The organism is Undibacterium sp. Dicai25W, from assembly GCF_049340505.1.
Taxonomy (GTDB): Bacteria; Pseudomonadota; Gammaproteobacteria; order Burkholderiales; family Burkholderiaceae_D; genus Undibacterium; species Undibacterium jejuense.
In genome coordinates this window covers 288,449-308,169 of record NZ_JBMPOQ010000002.1, presented here as the reverse complement: position 1 = coordinate 308,169, position 19,721 = coordinate 288,449, and the positions used below count along the sequence as shown (strand labels likewise).

The 19,721-nt window shown below is 46.0% G+C and carries 17 protein-coding genes; 11 read left to right on the top strand and 6 right to left on the bottom strand.

Features of this window, described 5'->3' with window-relative positions:
- Positions 1-293 precede the first annotated feature (293 nt).
- Together ACO0KY_RS04445 and ACO0KY_RS04440 are read left to right on the top strand one after the other, a co-directional pair.
- Positions 294-812, top strand: a complete 519-nt coding sequence (locus tag ACO0KY_RS04445) for a lytic transglycosylase domain-containing protein (protein ID WP_422999472.1) — start codon at positions 294-296, stop codon at positions 810-812.
- Complete coding sequence (locus tag ACO0KY_RS04440) at positions 809-1,489, top strand: hypothetical protein (protein WP_423044603.1); 681 nt, start codon at positions 809-811, stop codon at positions 1,487-1,489. Before ACO0KY_RS04445 ends, ACO0KY_RS04440 begins: the two co-directional genes overlap by 4 nt.
- 127 nt (positions 1,490-1,616) lie before the next feature.
- Here ACO0KY_RS04440 and ACO0KY_RS04435 read toward each other — a convergent pair whose 3' ends face one another.
- Entirely contained in the window at positions 1,617-2,015 is a 399-nt protein-coding gene (locus ACO0KY_RS04435; protein ID WP_186911326.1) for an SWIB/MDM2 domain-containing protein, read from the bottom strand.
- 248 nt (positions 2,016-2,263) lie between these two features.
- Positions 2,264-3,631: a signal recognition particle protein gene (ffh, locus tag ACO0KY_RS04430; protein ID WP_422991104.1), complete on the bottom strand. Its 1,368-nt coding sequence runs from the start codon at positions 3,629-3,631 to the stop codon at positions 2,264-2,266.
- A 299-nt stretch (positions 3,632-3,930) separates the two neighbouring features.
- Between ffh and ACO0KY_RS04425 the strand changes: the two genes are divergently transcribed.
- From ACO0KY_RS04425 to ACO0KY_RS04410, 4 genes are all read left to right on the top strand, one after another.
- A complete protein-coding gene (locus tag ACO0KY_RS04425) occupies positions 3,931-4,908 on the top strand; it encodes an ABC transporter substrate-binding protein (protein ID WP_423044600.1) in 978 nt (325 codons plus the stop codon).
- A gap of 72 nt (positions 4,909-4,980) precedes the next feature.
- Positions 4,981-5,799: an ABC transporter permease gene (locus ACO0KY_RS04420; RefSeq protein ID WP_423044598.1), complete on the top strand. Its 819-nt coding sequence runs from the start codon at positions 4,981-4,983 to the stop codon at positions 5,797-5,799.
- A 7-nt stretch (positions 5,800-5,806) separates the two neighbouring features.
- Positions 5,807-6,601, top strand: a complete 795-nt coding sequence (locus ACO0KY_RS04415) for an ABC transporter ATP-binding protein (RefSeq protein WP_423044674.1) — start codon at positions 5,807-5,809, stop codon at positions 6,599-6,601.
- A 475-nt stretch (positions 6,602-7,076) separates the two neighbouring features.
- Positions 7,077-7,502 carry a flagellar protein FlaG gene (locus tag ACO0KY_RS04410; RefSeq protein ID WP_423044596.1) on the top strand — a complete coding sequence of 142 codons (426 nt, stop codon included), beginning with the start codon at positions 7,077-7,079 and terminating at the stop codon, positions 7,500-7,502.
- A gap of 94 nt (positions 7,503-7,596) precedes the next feature.
- On the opposite strand, the gene ACO0KY_RS04405 is transcribed toward ACO0KY_RS04410, so the two are convergent.
- The 3 genes from ACO0KY_RS04405 to ACO0KY_RS04395 form a co-directional block, all read right to left on the bottom strand.
- Positions 7,597-9,078 carry a hypothetical protein gene (locus ACO0KY_RS04405; RefSeq protein ID WP_423044594.1) on the bottom strand — a complete coding sequence of 494 codons (1,482 nt, stop codon included), beginning with the start codon at positions 9,076-9,078 and terminating at the stop codon, positions 7,597-7,599.
- Positions 9,075-10,322: an ATP-grasp domain-containing protein gene (locus tag ACO0KY_RS04400; RefSeq protein WP_423044592.1), complete on the bottom strand. Its 1,248-nt coding sequence runs from the start codon at positions 10,320-10,322 to the stop codon at positions 9,075-9,077. Before ACO0KY_RS04400 ends, ACO0KY_RS04405 begins: the two co-directional genes overlap by 4 nt.
- A 62-nt stretch (positions 10,323-10,384) precedes the next feature.
- Complete coding sequence (locus ACO0KY_RS04395) at positions 10,385-11,893, bottom strand: pyridoxal phosphate-dependent decarboxylase family protein (RefSeq protein ID WP_423044590.1); 1,509 nt, start codon at positions 11,891-11,893, stop codon at positions 10,385-10,387.
- Between the two features lie 191 nt (positions 11,894-12,084).
- On the opposite strand from ACO0KY_RS04395, the gene ACO0KY_RS04390 reads away from it, so the two are divergent.
- Positions 12,085-12,432: a GlpM family protein gene (locus ACO0KY_RS04390; protein WP_423044588.1), complete on the top strand. Its 348-nt coding sequence runs from the start codon at positions 12,085-12,087 to the stop codon at positions 12,430-12,432.
- A 157-nt stretch (positions 12,433-12,589) separates the two neighbouring features.
- Here ACO0KY_RS04390 and ACO0KY_RS04385 read toward each other — a convergent pair whose 3' ends face one another.
- Positions 12,590-14,752 carry a S46 family peptidase gene (locus ACO0KY_RS04385; RefSeq protein ID WP_423044586.1) on the bottom strand — a complete coding sequence of 721 codons (2,163 nt, stop codon included), beginning with the start codon at positions 14,750-14,752 and terminating at the stop codon, positions 12,590-12,592.
- A gap of 355 nt (positions 14,753-15,107) precedes the next feature.
- Here ACO0KY_RS04385 and ACO0KY_RS04380 point away from each other — a divergent pair, with 355 nt between their 5' ends.
- The 4 genes from ACO0KY_RS04380 to ACO0KY_RS04365 are packed head-to-tail and all read left to right on the top strand — an operon-like array spanning position 15,108 to position 19,359.
- Positions 15,108-15,917, top strand: a complete 810-nt coding sequence (locus tag ACO0KY_RS04380) for a cytochrome C assembly family protein (protein WP_186911335.1) — start codon at positions 15,108-15,110, stop codon at positions 15,915-15,917.
- Positions 15,914-16,144, top strand: coding sequence for a PP0621 family protein (locus ACO0KY_RS04375; RefSeq protein WP_423044584.1), 231 nt, complete (start codon positions 15,914-15,916; stop codon positions 16,142-16,144). Before ACO0KY_RS04380 ends, ACO0KY_RS04375 begins: the two co-directional genes overlap by 4 nt.
- A gap of 21 nt (positions 16,145-16,165) precedes the next feature.
- Entirely contained in the window at positions 16,166-17,917 is a 1,752-nt protein-coding gene (locus ACO0KY_RS04370) for a two-component system sensor histidine kinase NtrB (protein WP_423044582.1), read from the top strand.
- 2 nt (positions 17,918-17,919) lie between these two features.
- Positions 17,920-19,359: a sigma-54-dependent transcriptional regulator gene (locus tag ACO0KY_RS04365; protein WP_423044580.1), complete on the top strand. Its 1,440-nt coding sequence runs from the start codon at positions 17,920-17,922 to the stop codon at positions 19,357-19,359.
- Positions 19,360-19,721: the final 362 nt, after the last annotated feature.

Here is a 19,721-nt window from a genome sequence, read left to right as displayed (position 1 = left end):
TGCTGATAAAAATATGATGAGCAGCAAGGGGATTTTTCATCGACCGAGTTTAACGGGCGGCGCGGGTTTCACCCTTCCGAGATTATCATTCAAGCGCAGGCTGGATCTCCTGCTGTTTCAGGCTAAAGTTAAATTCAGATGATTGCAAAATACTCCTCCCTTCGTTTGGGAAATAATCAAAAGTGAAGTTGATCTCCACCCGTTTTTTTGCCCTCCTCATAAGTATAAGTGCCGCGCTACTTGGTTTGGGGCTTTCGCCTCAGGCCCTGGCTGGTAACCAACTAGAAGAAGCGATGGCTGACTCGGTGCGTCTCGCGCTGTCCAAAGCTGTTTCTGATACCAGTCCACCCAAACCCAGCTTCACCAATATTGATGAACGTATTAAATACCTGAACTGGTTGGGTGAAATGTCGGTACGTTTAAAACGTCGCATCCCCGATTATCAAACCCGTATAGAATTTCTGGAAACGGTCTGGTACGAATCAAAACGTGCTGGTCTTGATCCGGCGATGGTACTGGGATTGATGCAAGTGGAATCTGGATTCCGCAAATACGCAACTTCCGTTGTCGGAGCACGTGGTTATATGCAGGTTATGCCATTCTGGTCGCGCGTGATCGGCGACGGTAACGCCAAGATGCTATTTAAAATGCAAACCAATTTGCGTTACGGTTGCTCGATTCTACGTATGTATATCGACATGGAAAAAGGTGATTTGTACCTGGCTCTTGGTCGCTATAACGGCAGTCGTGGCAAACCCGAATACCCAAATGCAGTGCTGGCTAACTGGAAGAACTGGGAATACAAAAAATGACAACAGCGAATGCAATAAGTCCATTTTCATTGAACACCGAAAAAAAATTATTGCATTCACTGATTATTATCCTGCTAGTCGCCGCGCATATGGCGATCATCAGTTTGATTCCCAAGTTTAATACTTATCAGAGCCAAAAATCGTCACGCTCAACCAGGTTGATCTGGTTGTTATCACCAACCAAGCCGACAACAACACCAGCAGCAGATAAGCCCCTTCCCGCCAAAGCGCGCTCAGCTCACACGGAGGCGCAGAGAAACGTGCCCACTAATCGCACTGTCGAGTCTGCTGCCAATATCGTCGCACCATCAGAAGCGATCACTGTCGAGTCTGTTGCCGAACCTGCTCCACGGATGATTAACCGCGATGTCACGCAACTCGCCAAAGACTTGGATAAAGATCTCAGAAAAGACTTTCCAAACCGGATTCCACAAGAGCTTATCGCCGCCAAAGGTTCGTTTGAAGCTTTTAAAAAAAATATCGCTGCCGCCGCTAAAAATCAGGAATTGATCTATCAAACCTATACGACTGCTGATGGGACATTAATCACCAAAGTGACCTCCGGCTTAGGTTCTTACTGTGTGTCAGCCCCAAATTCCGCAGGGGGAGCAACCATCATCCAGCGTGAGAGGCAGGGAATGCGTGTAATGACATGCCCGGGTCAGATGAGCTTTTAAACGATTGTAAAGATGCTGCTTCACCAAACAAAAATGCCCGCGCGATGCGGGCATTTTTGTTTGGGATGGGACACTAACTACTTCCCTTTAAGTCTCCCAAAGCAACTTTAGTAACCGGAACTAAGAATCAGGACAGGTGACCAGAAATGAGTTTAGTCATTTCGAACATGGAAACTTGCTTTTTGCCGTCGAAAACAGCTTTCAGTTTGTCATCCGCGTTGATGTTGCGTTTGTTTTCTGCATCTTGCAGATTGTGCTTCTTGATGTATTCCCATACTTTTTTAGTGACTTCAGTACGTGGAATTGGTGCTGCACCGATCACTGCCGCCAAAGTTGGGGAGATAGTCATTGGTTTCATGAACGCTGCGTTTGGCTTGCGCTCTGCTGCTGGTTTAGCTGCTGCTTTTTTAGGCGCTGCTGCTTTTGCTGCTACTGGCTTTTTGGCCGCTGCGGCAGGTTTTGCTGCTGGCTTAGCTGCTGGTTTAGCGGCTGCTTTTGCTGCTGGTTTTTTTGGTGCTGTTGCCATAAATAGCCTCCTTCACAAATTTCGTGGACGGAGCTTTGATCATAGTTGAAAAGCTCCTGCATTGCGTCACTTTACGCACTGCTAATAGTGGTGCGCTTTTTACACTGATGCAAGTGTTTTTTGCAGCTTTTCGACGAAAATATGCAGGAAATCGGGCTTCGTTGGATTTAAGTACGAAAAAAAGCCGTTTCAGAGCGTTTTCCCCTCTGAAACGGCAAATTTTCGTGATCTATTTTGTCGCTGAAAAATCAGCGTTTTCCAGGCATCATACCCTTCATGCTGCGCAACATTTTCATCATGCCGCCACCGCGTAACTTTTTCATCATGCTCTGCATTTGTTCAAATTGCGCCAGCATGCGGTTGACTTCCTGAATCTGTACGCCCGCACCGGCTGCGATACGGCGCTTGCGCGAAGCTTTGATTAATTCAGGCTTGGCACGTTCCAAAGGGGTCATGGAATTGATCATGCCTTCCATGCGACGGACTTGTTTTTCGGCCTGATCCATATTGGCGCCAGCCGCTGCCTGTTGCATTTGTGCCGGTAACTTATCCATCAAGCCGGACAAGCCACCCATGTTTTTCATTTGCGACATTTGCATTTTGAAATCATTGAGGTCGAACTTGCCGCCGTCTTTGAGCTTATGCGCTAAATTCTGCGCTGCGGCAACGTCCATGCCTTTTTGCGCCGATTCGACCAAGGCCAGAATGTCGCCCATACCCAGGACGCGATTTGCCATGCGGGTCGCATCGAAGGACTCGAGACCATCGAGTTTTTCAGCAACGCCGACAAATTTGATTGGTTTGCCAGTAACGTGGCGCACGGATAGCGCCGCACCACCGCGCGAATCACCATCGAGCTTGGTCAGTACCACACCAGTCAATGGCAGCGCATCGTTAAAGGCTTTGGCAGTGTTAACGGCATCCTGACCCAACATGGCATCGACGACGAACAAGGTTTCAATCGGTTTAACCGCCGCATGAACAGCTGCTATCTCTTGCATCATTGCTTCATCAATACCAAGACGACCAGCAGTATCGATAATCAAGACATCGTGATAATGCTTTTTAGCGAAATCTAAAGCCGCCAGAGCGATATCGACAGGCTTTTGATCTGGTGTTGAAGGGAAAAAGTCGGCACCAACTTGCTCTGTCACGGTCTGCAACTGCGCGATCGCAGCGGGGCGATAGACGTCGGCTGAAACGGTAAGAACCTTTTTCTTTTTCTGTTCGCGTAAATATTTAGCTAATTTACCAACGGTCGTGGTTTTACCCGCACCTTGCAAACCAGCCATCAGAATGATGGCCGGTGGCTGGCATGCAAAACTGAGTTGCGATGCTTCTTCACCCAGATCGGCACCCATTAAGGCTGCCAATTCCTTTTGTACGACGCCTACCAGCGCTTGTCCTGGTGTTAAAGAGGAAATAACCTCTTCGCCCATGGCTTTTTCTTTCACACGGGCGATCAGTTCACGGACGGCAGGTAAGGCAACGTCGGCTTCCAGCAAGGCCATGCGCACTTCGCGCAGCATGTCAGCGGTATTGGATTCAGTCAGGCGGGCTTCGCCGCGCATGGTCTTGACGACTTTGGCGAGGCGTTGGGTAAGATTATCAAGCATAGCGAAGAATAGATTTTCTTTGAAAAATTGCAATGATTGCCAAGCGAAGACGATGTAAAGCGATGTCATCAGCGTCTTATTCGATAGTGAATCGAATGAAATACCAGTCTATCGTCATCTGCTTATGCAAATTAATCTGGCATTTTACCTGATCAGCGTGATTTGCCGTCGCAATTCGCTTTGATAGACGGGCTTTTTGTAGAAGTATCAACTTTGAATGGAGTTCAGCTATCATACTAAGACAGCAAAATAAGTCTGCAGAAATGCATGTGTACGAATAATTGAGTCAGGAGATAGACATGTTTAGAAAAATATTGGTCAGCGCATTGATATTGGCTGGGATTACTAGTGTCGCATTGCAGGCGCAAGCACAAGAATCTGTGCGCTTAGGAAATCTTAAATTTGCCCATTACGGTGCCGTGTCGTACATCAAAGAAATTGCACCGAAATGCGGCATTAAAGTCGACGAGCGCGTGTTTCCGAAAGGATTGGATGCCATGCAGGCGGTAATTGCTGGTGAACTCGATGTTGCAGCCGTGTCTTCGGAAGCCGTTATTTCTGCACGCGCCAGTGGAACGCCGATTTATTTGGTTGCAGGATTTGCAAAAGGTGGTGTGCGTCTGGTTGGACGTAGCGATTTGCCTTTGAAAACCGTGAAAGATTTGAAAGGTAAAAAAGTCGGCGTCACACGTGGTGGTATCCAGGATATTTTGCTGGCCGCCGAATTATCACAAAACGGTCTGACATATTCAGATCAACCAGGAAAAGATGTACAAATTATTTACCTTGGCTTTCCGGATTTGAATCAGGCACTGATGGGGAAAAATATCGATGCCATGATGCAATCTGAGCCATATTCGTCGCAAGCTCTGAGCAAAGGATTTGGTAAAGAAATTATCAAACCGTATGACACCGCAATCGGAGAACCGGTGCGGACGATGGTGATGACTGAAAAATTTTATAAAGAACATCGCCCAACCGCTGAAAAATTTATGCGCTGCTTTGTTGAGTCAACTAAAACCTTTATCGACAATAAAGCACTGGCAGAAAAATATGTGCGTGAAAACATGTTCAAAGGTCAGGTCAATCATGAAGATTTTATTAATGCAATAGAAAATTCTCCCTATAGCTATGACATCACGCCGGAACATATCCAGATCACCACGGATCTGATGCAAAAATATGGTGTTGGAAAAATGGCGAAGCCGCCTATCGCTAAAGATTGGGTAAAAACCGATCTATTAGAACAAGCGAAGAAAACTCTGAATATTCAGTAATACAGACGATGTTGAAAAAGCTGACGGCAACTGCATGCTTTTCAGCTTTTTTAATCATGACAGGAAATTGATATGAAATTGAAGTGGCGTGAAATTGGCGCTGGACTCGTTGTCCCCGTTGTGCTGATCGCGATATGGCAAGCTGCCTGTAGTCTGGAGTGGGTGAATCCGCAAGTCTTGCCGTCGCCATGGGCGGTGCTCAAAAAATGGTTGGAATATGCATCGCCAATGACACCTTACGATTCGACAAGTGGTAGTTGGTGGGCGTGGTTACTCTCGGGTGAATTGTTGCGCGATACTATGGGGACCATGTACCGTGTAATCGTTGGTTTTGTGGTTGGCGCAGGCTTGGCTTTACCTTTGGGGTTACTGATGGGATCGAGTGCTCGCGTCTACGCATGGTTCAATCCTTTGTTGCAGGTGTTGCGTCCTATTCCGCCAATCGCGTATATTCCTTTGTCGATTTTGTGGTTTGGATTGGGTAATCCTCCGGCCATTTTTTTGATCTCTATTGGCGCTTTTTTTCCCGTACTGATGAACACCATTGCGGGTGTTCATCATGTCGATAACATTTATATCCGTGCAGCGCGAAATTTAGGTGCAAGTCAGTCGACCATGTTTTTAAGAGTCATGTTGCCGGCCGCCGTGCCCTATATCTTGTCGGGTGTGCGAATTGGTATCGGCACCGCTTTCATTGTCGTGATTGTGTCAGAAATGATTGCCGTCAATAATGGTCTGGGTTTCCGTATTCTGGAGGCACGCGAATACTTTTGGTCTGACAAAATTATCGCCGGTATGGTTAGTATTGGTCTGTTGGGCTTGGCAATTGACCTGGCGATGAATAAGTTGAATAAGCATTTACTGCGTTGGCACCGTGGATTGGAGAATTAAAATGACGATGTCTGCGCACATTGAGATCAATGCAGTAAACAAAATATTTAAGACTGCTGATAAAGAAGTGGTTGCTCTGCATGATATTAATTTGGAGATACCCGAAGGACAGTTTGTTTGTCTGCTAGGGCCATCCGGTTGCGGCAAATCAACTTTGCTTAATGCGATCGCGGGCTTTGCTTTACCATCCGGTGGTAGCATCATTGCTAACGGTAAGGAGGTCAGAGAACCAGGTCCTGATCGCGGTATGGTATTCCAGGAATATGCTTTATTTCCGTGGATGACGGTGGAAAAAAACATTGCTTTTGGCCTTGAAATCAAGGGAATGAAAAACGTCGATATCGAGCAACGTGTCAGCAACTTATTGCAGATGTTGGGTCTGTATGAATTCCGGCAGCGTTACCCTAAAGACTTATCGGGTGGGATGCGGCAACGCGTTGCGATTGCGCGTGTGCTGGCGCTGGATTCACCGATTATGTTGATGGATGAACCTTTTGGTGCACTGGATGCCTTGACCCGTCGTAACTTGCAAGATGAGCTGTTACGTATCTGGTCTGAGTTGAAAAAGACCATTATCTTTGTGACCCATGGCATCGAAGAGGCAATCTATCTCGCCGATAGGATCATCGTGATGACTTATCGTCCTGGCACTGTGAAGAAGGATATTTTATTGGATTTACCGCGTTTGCGAGACCCGTCTTCGGTTCAATTTAATGAATTGAAGCGTGAGTTGGGACAATTAGTAATGGAAGAGCAACAACGACACCACAATGATGAATTGAAACAGGCGATTGTAGATTGATTGGGATGAAAGGGCATACCTATGTGATCGACCTGTAGTTGCTAAAATCTCCTAGCATACGTAACTTGGGATTTTGGCTAAAGAAAGCGTGTCGTTTATATTGAAACGCCGTCATTACATTTTTTTAAACGTTAAATACTTCCCCTCAGTATTTAAAATGTTCCTTATCATATAAGGGATTTATCATATATTTTCTACAAATATCGGGGGAGTATATTGGCTATATTGGTGTTGATATATTATGTTACAAGTTATCTGTAGTGTTGACACAAAAAACACCGACAATGGAAAAATTACCTTAATTAGTTTTATCGTCGACGAAAAATCAAGAAGCTGATTGACGATTTACTGAGGGGGGGGAGGAAAGAAACTTTTATCGAATGTGTTTCAGATTGAATCACCGATACCAATAAAACTCGCATATTGCTGAGTTAGTGTCTAATATGATTATGTAAAAGAGGTTGAGGAGTTTGTGATGGACCTTGGCGCAATTGCTCTTTCCGGGCAAGCAAATGTGGCTATATCGTCCCCGCCCGTTCAATACGGTGCGGGATTAACGTCTGCTGCCAGCGCATCAGTCAGTTCCAGTTCTTCGCCCTTAGTTAACGATCAAACATCCAATCCTGTCGCTCCGGCCAATGTTAATGCAGGTAGCCCTTCTTCACAGGTGAATGAAACTGATTCCCTCCGAAAGTCCGCAGCGGCTTTGAATCAGAATTCCCAGCCGCATTTTGGTAGTATCGAATACACGGTTGACCAGCAGTCCGATAAAATGGTGCTGAGAGTTATTGACCAGGAAACTAAACAAGTTTTATTGCAAATTCCTTCCAAGGTAGCCTTAATCCTGTCGGAAACGATAGGTAGTGGTGGTGCAGGTAATCTGATTCACGAATCGGCATAAGTGATCACATTGATCATAAAAGTTGTACCTGGCGTCTTTGTGATTGCTTCGTTTGTTTTCTTTCTAACTTTTCTTCAACAATACGCGCCGCAACTCACAGCGTATCAATAATCTCCACAATACGCTCAAACGCTAGCAGCGCTTCAGTAATGATTTTTTCGGCAGACAGTTTTTCTTGGGCTGAGACGAGCATCGGTGCACTGATACAAATTCGCAATGCGCTGACTGGGGTGCCCATTCTTTCGCCGCATAAAACTGGTTGCCCAAGTTGAAAGCGACGATGTTGTTGTGCATCAGCAGGTTGTTGTAATTCTTGATAAACCTTTGCCGATTCACTCCTGGTTAAGGGACGCTTTTCTCCATTACTCAGAATACGATAAATGACGAATGGGAAAATGGTTTGTTCTTCATCCCAGTTTCCTGCACTACCGATCTCGCTGCGATCAAGCGCAGGATTGCTAACGGCTTCAAAGTGAGGATCGTGTTGTATTCGATCGCTGACTGCTTTACGGAATGCTTGTAAAAATGGACGAATTTGTTGCTCGTTCAATTGTGTAAATTCACGCAGTTCCGCCATGGCCGCTTCCCAGCGCAGTAGCAATCCAAAGTTAGTGCCGGGATGCAAATTCAAAGACGCCTTATAGCCACTTGGCCAGTCTGCGGAGTGAGAGTAAGCGCGAGCGCCTTCGTGCAAAATCTGTTCTTGACAGATATTCGCGACCAAATGGGGAATGAGTAAGGCACCAGAAAAAGTAGGTCCCCCTAAAAACTTTGACCCTGTCAGGGCAACACAAAAATTGTGTACCAGGTAGGCACGCAGGCTTTGTTTTGATAAGCGAAATTGACATGCATCAACCACTACCTGGATTTGATCGGGCCAACGTTGTTGCAATTTCTTGATGCTCGCAATGCCAGGGAAAATCAAACCTGTTTTGCACACGTCAGTCAGTATTAAAAGTAGTCGTTTGTTTGTTTTAACAGCTTGCTCTACAATTTTGAGCAATTCGGCATCAACACTGGCGATATCGCGTGGCTTACCATCCTGCGAGCGGGCGGCCAGTGTAAGCAGTTCACCGCGCCAGTCGCTGACGGCGGCACCTTCCGGAGTGCCGCCGGCGCAGGTTGAATCGTTACTAAAATGTTTGCCTTGTAAGGCTGCTGCAAGGCCACTGCCAGTTTCAGCAGGATCTATCATGACCGTCAGATCAGGCTGCAACCACTGCGCTAGTAATAGGTGAATGTCGGTTCCAGAGGCGGCAAATAAAGCGTCAACTTTATCCTCTTCGCTGAGTCCACACAGCGATAAGAATTCAGATCGCAAGGCCCGCATTTGCTGGTCGTAAACATGTTGCTGCGTATCTTGTAGAACCAGTTGAGCGCATCGATTGCGTAAGGCTTGCGCCGCGGTCATTCCACGCAATGAAATGACCGACGCGGTGGAAGAACCTAAGGCGGTCAGCTCATTATCTGGCAAGGTGCTACAACCGTATTTATTTAACCCGGTTTGTGGATTTGGTGTAATTCTGGAGTCGCCACCAGAGACAAGTAAATCAATCGTTGCCGGAAATTCATTCATGGATTTTCTACGTTCGCAGTTGATTTGTGGCGGGTATTTTCCAGCATTTGTCTGAAGGCATTGAAAACTTTTTGCATCGCTGGCTTTTTGTATGGATACATATCAGCCGGGTCCATTGCATGTACTACCATTGCATTGTCGATCTCAAAAATCAGTAAATTTCCATCCTGGGTCTCCGCACAATCGATGCCCAGATATTGCATACCCATACGTTGGTAGATCGTTTTTAAAGCAGTAGCATGGCGCTTTGCGAACTCTTCATCGAAGTGTGCCATGCATTCAGCTTCTTCAGCGCGTTTTTCGGCGCTTTCTCCCATCCCTGCATTCAGGTAGTGAATCATCCAATGCGATGAAATCGCGAAATGGCAGACATAGGGTCTGCCTTCGATCAGTGCAATCCGGTATTTGCGAAATAAACCATCGGCACTGCGATAGTCGACAAAACGTGAAAGATAAAAGTACTCAGAAGGAATGCGCTCCAGATAGACTTGCAGGCTATCTGCATCTTCAATTTTTTCCAGATCTTTGCCTGCATGCGAGCCTAATGGTCGTATGATCAGTGGAAAATGATCACCAGAAAGTAAGGTATTAACGTCGATTATTCCTGCACTTAACTGTCCTAAAGTGGTTCTGTTAGTGCGCACCGTAACTGGCATCTCAATGCCCGTGGAATTGCTCAAGGCAGCACACACACCATCGCGTGATGTTTGTGCAATATATTCCGGCAAGTTGATGACGGGACGTGGCCAGTTTGCAATAAATAAACCCACTTTTTTCAACAACGCCTGATTGGCTTCCGATTCAGCAATGCCGACTAACATGACATCATGTTCAGGAACGATCTCTGGCCAATCGGCATCAAGTGATAGGTATAAAATATCGAGGGCAACGTCCGAGTCCTCTATTAAAAATTCTATCGGTGTATTGGACATCAAATCGCCTGGCCCCATGATCACCAATAGTTTGATACCTGGCGCTGATTTTTTTGCCGGAATCGAATATAAGGCCTGCGTCTTGATTGCCTGAGCTTGCATTGCTAAGGCTAAATCGTGGTGTCCGATGATTTGTAAATACACCGAGCAATCCATTAATGCATTGGCATCCGTGATATTTTCCTCTGCCCGTTTGAGCAAGGCTTCACCGATAGGCTTTATATCTTCATTGGCGAAAGCGAGGCGCATCAAAGGTGCAACACCAATGAAGGGGGCAAATGCTTGCGAGGCAAACTCAAGGCGATCGGACATACACTTCCTTTGCGGTAATTGATTTGTCGCTTATTGGGGTATTTTTTCTTTCAATTTTTCTTTTACTCAGTCGCTTGATCAGTGCGAGTTTTACCCACAGCAATGACTGCATTAAGCATCGCATCAAGATCGCCACGATGTGTGCGGTGATTCACAATCGCCACACGAATCGCGAGCTGCCCTCTGACTGTCGTAGTGGAGGGAACAGCGATGCCGGATTCATGTAAATCTGCCACGATGTCACGATTCAAGTCATCAAGATTGCGTTGACTTGAATTGTATTTGGTTTCACCCAAATAACGGAAGCACACCACATTGAGCGCAACTGGTGCGACTAACTCCAGCGATGAATGTTGGCTGATTTGCTGCACCAGATATTGCGCCAGATCACAGGTTTGGGAAATGATGTTGCCTAATTTTTCCGTGCCATAAACCTGTAAAGTAAACCAGGTCTTTAACGCACGGAAACCGCGCGATAAATCTGGGCCGAAATCGCATGGCCAAGGGGATCCGCCTGCGAGGCCACGGCTCTCGCGGCGAAGGTAGGCGACAGGTGCAGCAAAAGCATCCATATGCTGGGCCGCATCGCGTACTAATAAAAATCCAGCATCGTATTGCACTTGTCCCCATTTATGAAAATCAAATGCAATCGAATCTGCACGCTGAATCCCTTGCAATAGCGGCGCGACTTTTGGGGACATCATGCCGAGCGCACCGAAAGCGCCATCGACATGGAACCAGCAATTCTGGCGAGCCGCAATATCGGCAATCTTATTGAGCGGATCAACTGCACCTACATCGACGCTTCCTGCCGTTCCGGCAATGAAGAAGGGCTGAAATCCAGCAGCGCGATCAGCTTCGATAGCCGCCTCTAGTGCTTGTGTATCCATCTCGAATAAATCATTGCTCGGAATTCGACGCAATGCGGCGGTACCAAAACCGGCCAGATCCATTGCTTGCGCTACGCAACCATGTGCTTCCACCGAGGTGTAAGCGGTCAGTTGCATCGCAAATTCTCTCAGACCTTGTTGACGTACCGATTTGCCGAGAGCCACGGTTCTGGCGACTAACACAGCCATCAGATTTGCCATTGAGGTACCAGTCACAAAGACGCCACTGGCAGTTTCAGGAAAGACAAACAATTCACGCATCCAACGTACAATTTGTCGTTCGACTTCCACTGGCATTTGATCTCGACCACCAACATTGGCATTTAAACCAGCTGCTAACATGTCAGCCAACATCCCGACAGGCGTGCCACCGCCCTGTACCCAGCCCATGAAGCCGGGATGACTATTTCCAGGCCCATAGGGCAAAATATCCTGCATGAAAGTCTCATGCGCACTTTCGAGGCTTTGACCTTGCTGTGGCAGTGTCACCTGAAATTTAGCGCGGGATGTTTGTGGAATGGGTTGCCAGACGGGGCGTTCACGTAAATGTTCTACAAAATCCAGCATATCGTCGAGCATACGATGACTCTGCTGGCGAAATGCACTCCAGTCTTCCGGGTCCAGACTCTGGTGTGCGTCTTGGGGGTGATCCGCAATAGGATCTTTAGGCAACTTATCCATCAATTTGTCTTGAAAAAAACAATGCCCGATTATCTCATTTGCGAAAGAATTTGCGCAAACTTTCCATTTTTTCATCAAAAAATGTGGCTTCCGATGACAAGTCTAAGAATTGTTTAAACAAAAAAATCAGAGGGAAGCATGTTCGTTGCTCTGCTAGACTGCGATTTAATCTGAATTGCCGACGTAGAAAAATGATTTCTTTGCTTCTGAAGTGTCTGACCGGTGCTTTTGCTGTTTTGCTAATTGCTCTGGCCTCCCAATCCCGTTACTTTGTGTTGGCGGGTCTGGTTCCTTTATTTCCGACATTCGCATTGATTGCTCACGTCGTGATAGGAAGCAGTCGTTCTGTGGCTGCTTTGCAAACCACGGCTTTATTTGGTTTGTGGTCTTTAATTCCTTATGCTGCTTATCTTAGTACTGTTTATTTTTTAAGTACGCGTACTTCATTGAGCATGACTTTGTTTTCTGCGGTTATGGTCTGGGTCGTCTGTGCGGTATTGATGTTAGTAGTATGGTTTCGGGTATTTTCGCAACAGTAAATTCGTAGGAACAGGGCGGACGGCGTTGGCTTTGTGCCTGAGTCAAGTTCGCATTGGATAACGGTATCTACAAAATGATTATTCTTATAAAAAAAAGCGCCGGATTTTTATTTCCGGCGTTTTTTTACTTCAAAATTGAGATGAGAATCGATGTTGCTTACTCTGCGTTCATCTCTTTGATCAAACGATCATATTTTTCTACATGCTTCATATTCCATAAGATGTAGCGTATATCAACTTGAATAGAACGTGTGTTTGCTTTGTTGAAATCCCAGTCAGAGATAATGGAATCGAGTGTGCCATCAAATGCCAGACCGATGAGTTCCGCCTTGGAATTCAACGCTGCTGAACCTGAATTGCCGCCAGTGATATCTAATGTCGCCAAGTATGCAACAGGCACCGTTTTCAGTTTTGGATCTGCATATTGGCCAAAGTCGCGTGCTTTAATTGCTGCTAACTCCGCGGCTGGTGCATTAAATTCACCGCTACCAGTAGCTTTTGGTGGAATGCCATCGACGGTCGTAAAGGCAGACCATGCGAGCCCATCAGCGGTACCGTGATCACGCCCTGCGACATTGCCAAACGTCACACGCAAAGTGCTGTTGGCATCTGGATAGACAGCGCGGCCTTTGCTTTGCATGAACGCGATTTTGGCTTTCATGTAATTTGCATACGCTTGCTGAATATTGCCAGTCAGTTCTTCTTCCTGGGCTTCGCGTTTCAAATTGCCTTCGTACATTGCTACTGCAGCTTTGATAAAGCTATCGTCACTGGTCTTAAAATCAGCCGGCTTACTGCTTAACCATGCAGTCCGGGTTGCTTTATCACTTAATTTACTACCGGCATACATTTGATCCAGTAATGCTTTCAAATCAGCTTCAGACATTCCATCTTTGATTCCCATCACCGCATCAAAGTCAGCATTGCGCTCGTTCTTTGCTTGTGCTGCGTATTGCTTCAGGTTGTTCAGCACCAATGCTTTGTCGACGTTTTCAGCATAGCTGCGTTCGACAGATTCAACACCTGCTTTGATGCGTGGCAGATCACGGGTCTGGTAGCCAGCCTTGCGTTCAGCGTCTGGCTTAGCGCTTTCATTAGCAAGGCGATACATTACGCGAGCAGAATTGAGCAGACGTGGGAAAGAGCGATCCAGATAGAAATCACTTTTCTCTTCTGCATCACGTTTGGCAATTAATTGTTCAACCTGTGCAATATCCTGTGCATATTCTTTGACACGAGCAGGGTTGCTATTGACCCATGCTTTGAGCTCTTCATGCTCCTTGGTTTTGCGGGTCAGGAAATCGCTCTTGGCATAGCTATCAAGCATGCCCTGACGGTTTTTGTAGTAATTATTGATACCTGCAACCTGGCTTGCGTACTTCAGCTTCGCATCTGGATCATTGGCGGTTTCTTTGGCAATGATTGCCAGCGATTCGCCTGAGGACTTCACAAACGCTGGGTAATTCCAATCGAAGGTGTAAGCGACTTCGGATGGCAGTCGATGACGATTGGTGCGGCCCGGGTAGCCGAGAGCCATGACGAAATCGCCTTCTTTGACGCCTTCTTTTGCCAGCTTCAGATAAAATTTAGGAACGTAAGGGACGTTGTCTTTGCTGTAGTCAGCTGCTTTGCCGTCTTTGCTGACGTAAGCGCGATAGAAACCGTAGTCACCAGTGTGTCGTGGCCACATCCAGTTGTCTGTGTCACCGCCAAATTTGCCAACACCTTCCGGAGGTGCATGAACCAAACGCACGTCACGAATTTCCATTTGTTTAATTAAGTAAAATTCCAGGCCGCCGTAGTACGGATAGACGTTACAGCGATGTCCGGCATCTTTCTCGCATTCGGCAACGATAGCTTTGGAATTTTTCTCGATAGCATCGACCCGTTTTTTACCAGTCAGTTTAGCTACGTCTTTATCGATGATTTTGCTGCTGACATTCGTTACTTCCTTAGTCACGAAAACTCTGGACCCAGGTGAAGCTGGCAACTCTTCATCCAGACTTTTTGCAAAAAATCCGTTAGCTAATAGATTATTTTCTGGTTTTGAGTTGTACGCAACGCTGCCATATACACAGTGATGGTTGGTGATAACCAGGCCTTGTGGCGATACAAATGATGCGGAACAACCACCGAGGCTGACGATTGCCCCCATAGGAAATTCAGTCAATTTGGTCAGATTTGCAGGGTCAAGTTTGAGACCATCCGCTTTTAATTGTTTGGCGACTTGTGGCAATTGTTGTGGCATCCACATACCTTCATCGGCATAGGCAACATTGTAAATACTGAAGACTGCTAGCGTTATGAGTGTCTTTTTCATCGTTATTTTATGAGTTAATTTGATTAGATAAGGGAAGGGACGGAGAAATTTAAAACCGCAACCGTTATGCTGTGTTGCTCTCGTAGCATCATACAAAGATCGATAACTACGCTGGTTCGATTCATTTTCCGTACTTCTTATAACCGCAGTATTTAGTGAGCAAATAGTTTAAAAAGTTCAAAAAAAACCTTAAATTCAATACTTAGCTTACTTTCTACATCTTAAACCAGATTGAGAGCCCGTTTTGAGCTGCTATGAGGGTGATTAGTGATCAATGCGCTCGTTTTATCTTTGATGAATGTCAAGAGTTCAATCCAAGTTCAAAAAAAATATCTACATGGTGTAAACTTCAATGATGCAAATCTATTTACCATTTTTAGCTGCGGCACTTTATCTTGCCGTACTCTTTGTTCCATCCGGTCAGCGCACCTTGGCTGTGAGCCTTAGTGTGCTCGCGTGGCTGGTGCATGGCGCGACATTATGGGGCAGTATTTTTTCGAGTGACGCTTTACGGGTTGGTTTTGCCGTCATGCTGTCGTCGGCTCTATGGGTGACGGTTTCTGTATATTTGCTGGAAAACCGTAATTTTTCACTGGAAGGCTTAAAATTATTATTGTTGCCTCCGGTCGCTCTGGTGACTGTATTGCCGGCTATTTTTCCGGGCACTTTGATTTTTCTTGCTGGAAAGACAGTGATGTTTCCGTGGCATGTAGCGGTTGCTCTGCTTGCTTATGGCACCCTGACAATTGCCGCCTTTCACGCGATGATTATGACGCTGCAGGATAAGCACCTGCACAAACTTCGCTCGAAGCCGTTGAGTCCGCGCCTCAACCAGATGATCGATAATCTGCCGCCGTTGATGAAGATGGAAAAGATTTTGTTCCGTTTAATTTCATTGGGCTTCGTTTTATTGACGATGACGGTGTTGTCGGGGGTCGTTTTTTCAGAGCAAGTGTTAGGAGTGGCGTTCAAGTGGGATCACAAAACCATTCTTTCTTTACTATCCTGGATGTTATTTGCAGTGTTGTTAGCTGGGCGTCACTGGCGCGGCTGGCGCGGCAAGACTGTGCTTAGTTTTACTTTATCTGGCTTTTTGACCTTAATGTTGGCGTATGTTGGTAGCCGCTTTGTGCTAGAAGTCTTGTTACACAGGGGGCTCGCGTGAAATTATTTGTATGGTTAATTTTTATTGTTTTAGTGGTTTTAGCGATCAGAAAAAAAGCAAAGCCTTTGACCGCTTCCACTCCAGATGAAGTGCGTACTGGTCAACAAGAATCTGTTGCTGAAAATATGGTTAGCTGTGCGCATTGCCATATTTATCTTCCAGCCTCGGAAGCGGTACATCGGGGGGCGGATGTTTACTGCTCCGCTGCGCATGCAGACCTGCACTAGTAACGGAATGATTTCGTGAAAATGTCGGTCATTTTTTCCAATTTTTCGGAACCGACCCCTTCTTTCTGGCGTTCTTTGCAAACCCTGAACGTATCACGCATTATTGTCGCGTTATGTTTATTGTTTTTGCTGAATTTGCGCAGCCTGAAGGATGTGTGGATATATACCCACTTTTTTGCTCAAGATATTTGTCTGGTGTACTTGGTTACAAGTATCAGTTTTTTTCTTTTAAAGATTGCGCACAAACAACATTTTGCTTTGCAATTATTGTCACAGATTGCCTTGGATATTTTGGTCATTTCGCTGTTGTATCTGGGATCGGGTGGGGGCAAAGGTGGATTGAGCATCTTGTTTTTATTTCCTTTGGCGGGCGTGGCGATTTTAACGCCATTATTATGGACCTTCTTTTTTTGTGCCATTGTCAGCCTGCTGCTGCTAGTTGAAGGAGCCTATCGTTCGTTTGAATTGAGTGACGGCAATCTGATTTCGCAAGCTGGTTTGTTTGGCGCATCGTATTTTGCTGTTGTTTATCTGGTGAATCGTCTGGCCAGTAATTTGATTAGCCAAGAGAAATTGGCTACTCAACGTGGAAACGAATTGAAAATGCAGCAGGCGATTAACCGCTTGGTGATCGCCGACATGGGGGACGGCGTTCTGGTTCTGGATCATTCTGGTCGTATGTTTGAGATCAATCCTGCTGCAGAACGCATGTTGGGCGGCAATTTAACGAAAGAAATGGTCGGCATCAAGCTGTCAAATATCGTTGCTTTACGTCCTATGATAGAAACTCTGACGGATATGCAGCTACGTAGTGCCGAGAGAAATAAGACAGTGTTCGATGAAGAGGCGTCTTTTGTGTCTATTCCGTGTTACATCGATGACACCAATACGCTGAGTAAATTTAGTGCGGAAACTGGCAATATGGCCGGGCGTACCGAGCGTCAACAATTTGTGACTCATCTCAAACTGCGTTTTATTGTGGTTAAAGATGCCAATGTTCTTCATCTCAATGAGACTGCTGGTGATTACATTATTATTTTTATGCAGGACGTTTCCGATATTGAAAATCAGGCGCAACAATTGAAATTAGCTTCAATGGGGCGTTTAACCGCGAGTATCGCCCACGAAGTTCGCAATCCTTTGTCTTCTATTTCGTATGCAGCTTCTTTATTAAATGAAGATATTGCTAATATTGAAGACAATAAAGTGCAGGCGAAGCGCCTTCTAAAAATCGTGGATGATAATGTCACAAGGCTAAACCAGTTGATCGAAGATATTTTGAAGCTGTCACGCAAGGCTAAAAATGACGTTGAGCCCTATTCGTTAATGCAAGCAATCAATGCTTGCGTTCAAGAGTTTGTTGAAATGCGGAAATTATCGCCAGATTTAATTTCAGTTGGTACAGAATTCGATTTTTATGTGCGCTTTGATCCCGGCCATTTGATTGAGATCGTGACCAATTTAATGTCAAACGCGATTCGTTATGCGAGTGGTAAGCCGGGAAGTGTGCGTTTGTATGCCATGTTAAACGGCACCGGTAGACAGGAATTGCATATTCAGGATGATGGTCCACCGATCAGCTATGATGTCAGAGCACATCTGTTTGAACCGTTTTACACGACCTCGCGCATGGGAACCGGATTGGGCTTATATATGGCGCGTGAGTTATGCTTAAATAACCGTTCTTTGTTGGATTATGAATACCGTGTCGATGCGGGCGATGCCGAGCCGAGCGGCAGGTTTGTAATTAATTTTTCTGGATTTAATGCATAACGATGAGTGCTACTTCTGCTACTGCCTGTCCCCGTATTCTTGTCGTTGACGATGAAGCTCATTTGCGTGAGCTGCTTGAGATCACACTCATTAAAATGGGGCTGGACGTGGATAGCGCAGAAAATATTAGCCATGCACGTTCGTATCTGGCACAAAAGACATATTCCCTGGTATTAACCGATATGCGCTTACCTGATGGTTCTGGGATGGAGCTGGTGGCGGAGGTTAACGCGTTATATAAGACTACTCCAATTGCCGTCATTACTGCATTTGGAAGTGCGGACAATGCGGTGGTGGCCCTTAAAGCAGGTGCGTTTGATTATGTTTCTAAACCGGTCGCTCTCGATCAGTTACGAAAATTAGTCAGGTCAGCGCTGGATATGAACGAAGTGGCGCTCAAAGCCCCACCAATGACCGAGGTGACTCCGATCATCCCTGACTCATTCCTGATTGGCCGCTCAGCAGGTATGCAGGCGGTTCGTGAACAAATTGGCCGCTTGGCTCGCAGTATGGCACCCGTCATTATCACTGGTGAATCAGGAAGTGGTAAAGAACTGGCTGCCCGCGAAATTCATTTCCGTAGTGCGCGTGCAAATAAACCGTTTATTGCGGTCAATTGTGGTGCAATACCCGAGACTTTAATGGAAGCCGAGTTTTTTGGTTATCGTAAAGGGGCATTCACTGGTGCAGCAGATGACAGGGAAGGTTTTTTTCAGGCTGCGAACGGTGGTACCTTGATGCTCGATGAAGTTGCTGATTTACCGCTGGCGATGCAAGTGAAACTCTTGCGCGCCATTCAGGAGCGTAGTATCCGCAAAGTCGGCGCGACTACTGAAGAAGCGGTCGATGTTCGTATTATCAGTGCGACCCATCAAAACTTGTCCAAATGTGTTGCGGAAGGACGTTTTCGCCAGGATCTATATTATCGGTTGAATGTGATTGAATTACATTTACCACCTTTGCGTGAGCGGTTGGAAGACATTGCCGATTTGTCTGCTGCGATTTTGAATAAGCTGGGCGCGGATGGAATACGGATCTCTGATGCGGCCTTGTATGCCTTGTCTGGGTATGATTTTCCAGGAAACGTCCGGGAGTTAGAAAATATACTTGAGCGGGCGCTGGCCTTCGCTAACGATTCCTGTATTCAGGTCGTTGATCTTGCGATGCGTGGAACACAAAAAATCGCTCACCCTTTACTCGAAGTGTCACCAATCGCAACACCGGTACCAGCAGAAAGTGCGCCCTTGCCGCCCATTGCCAGTTTGCTTTCTTCCACAGATCTTCCGTGTTCTTTACCCGCTTTCCTGGAAAGCGTCGAGACTGAAATGATACGACGTGCTTTACTTCAAACCAATAATAACCGGACGCAGGCAGCGGAGTTATTGGGAATCAGTTTCCGACAATTACGCTACCAGATTCAGAAGTTAAAAATCCAGGATTAGTATCCAGGCTACTTTTCTTTGCTGATAAAAATCTGAGATGGTGATGCGCTGGCTGAATGTTGCATTATTTTTTTCAGTCTTGTGCGCTCACAAAAGACGATCAAATATTCCCCTGATGTCTTTGCAGGTTGGACTTATTTGCCATTGACATTTCCAGCTTTCTCAGCCCGATCTCAATTTCCGTTAGTGCTTACTTACGCATTCTGCTGCGGATTCCTGTGGCTCCCTGAAAGTCAATTGCTAAAATGGAATTTTCGATAAAAAATAAATCATTTTCATGTCCAAATAGCGGTTGCATCTGATTTGGTGGGGCACTAGAATTAGGGTTATTCAAAAAATGTGCACTATATGTAGTGGTTTTT

Bases quoted from the DNA above. Each gene is read 5' to 3' on its own strand.
- ACO0KY_RS04435 (WP_186911326.1), bottom strand. From the start codon at position 2,015: ATGGCAACAGCACCAAAAAAACCAGCAGCAAAAGCAGCCGCTAAACCA.
- ACO0KY_RS04445 (WP_422999472.1), top strand. From the start codon at position 294: ATGGCTGACTCGGTGCGTCTCGCGCTGTCCAAAGCTGTTTCTGATACC.
- ACO0KY_RS04420 (WP_423044598.1), top strand. From the start codon at position 4,981: ATGAAATTGAAGTGGCGTGAAATTGGCGCTGGACTCGTTGTCCCCGTT.
- ACO0KY_RS04400 (WP_423044592.1), bottom strand. From the start codon at position 10,322: ATGTCCGATCGCCTTGAGTTTGCCTCGCAAGCATTTGCCCCCTTCATT.
- ACO0KY_RS04440 (WP_423044603.1), top strand. From the start codon at position 809: ATGACAACAGCGAATGCAATAAGTCCATTTTCATTGAACACCGAAAAA.
- ACO0KY_RS04365 (WP_423044580.1), top strand. From the start codon at position 17,920: ATGAGTGCTACTTCTGCTACTGCCTGTCCCCGTATTCTTGTCGTTGAC.
- ACO0KY_RS04410 (WP_423044596.1), top strand. From the start codon at position 7,077: ATGGACCTTGGCGCAATTGCTCTTTCCGGGCAAGCAAATGTGGCTATA.
- ffh (WP_422991104.1), bottom strand. From the start codon at position 3,631: ATGCTTGATAATCTTACCCAACGCCTCGCCAAAGTCGTCAAGACCATG.
- ACO0KY_RS04385 (WP_423044586.1), bottom strand. From the start codon at position 14,752: ATGAAAAAGACACTCATAACGCTAGCAGTCTTCAGTATTTACAATGTT.
- ACO0KY_RS04415 (WP_423044674.1), top strand. From the start codon at position 5,807: ATGTCTGCGCACATTGAGATCAATGCAGTAAACAAAATATTTAAGACT.
- ACO0KY_RS04370 (WP_423044582.1), top strand. From the start codon at position 16,166: ATGTCGGTCATTTTTTCCAATTTTTCGGAACCGACCCCTTCTTTCTGG.
- ACO0KY_RS04380 (WP_186911335.1), top strand. From the start codon at position 15,108: ATGCAAATCTATTTACCATTTTTAGCTGCGGCACTTTATCTTGCCGTA.
- ACO0KY_RS04390 (WP_423044588.1), top strand. From the start codon at position 12,085: ATGATTTCTTTGCTTCTGAAGTGTCTGACCGGTGCTTTTGCTGTTTTG.
- ACO0KY_RS04405 (WP_423044594.1), bottom strand. From the start codon at position 9,078: ATGAATGAATTTCCGGCAACGATTGATTTACTTGTCTCTGGTGGCGAC.
- ACO0KY_RS04395 (WP_423044590.1), bottom strand. From the start codon at position 11,893: ATGGATAAGTTGCCTAAAGATCCTATTGCGGATCACCCCCAAGACGCA.
- ACO0KY_RS04425 (WP_423044600.1), top strand. From the start codon at position 3,931: ATGTTTAGAAAAATATTGGTCAGCGCATTGATATTGGCTGGGATTACT.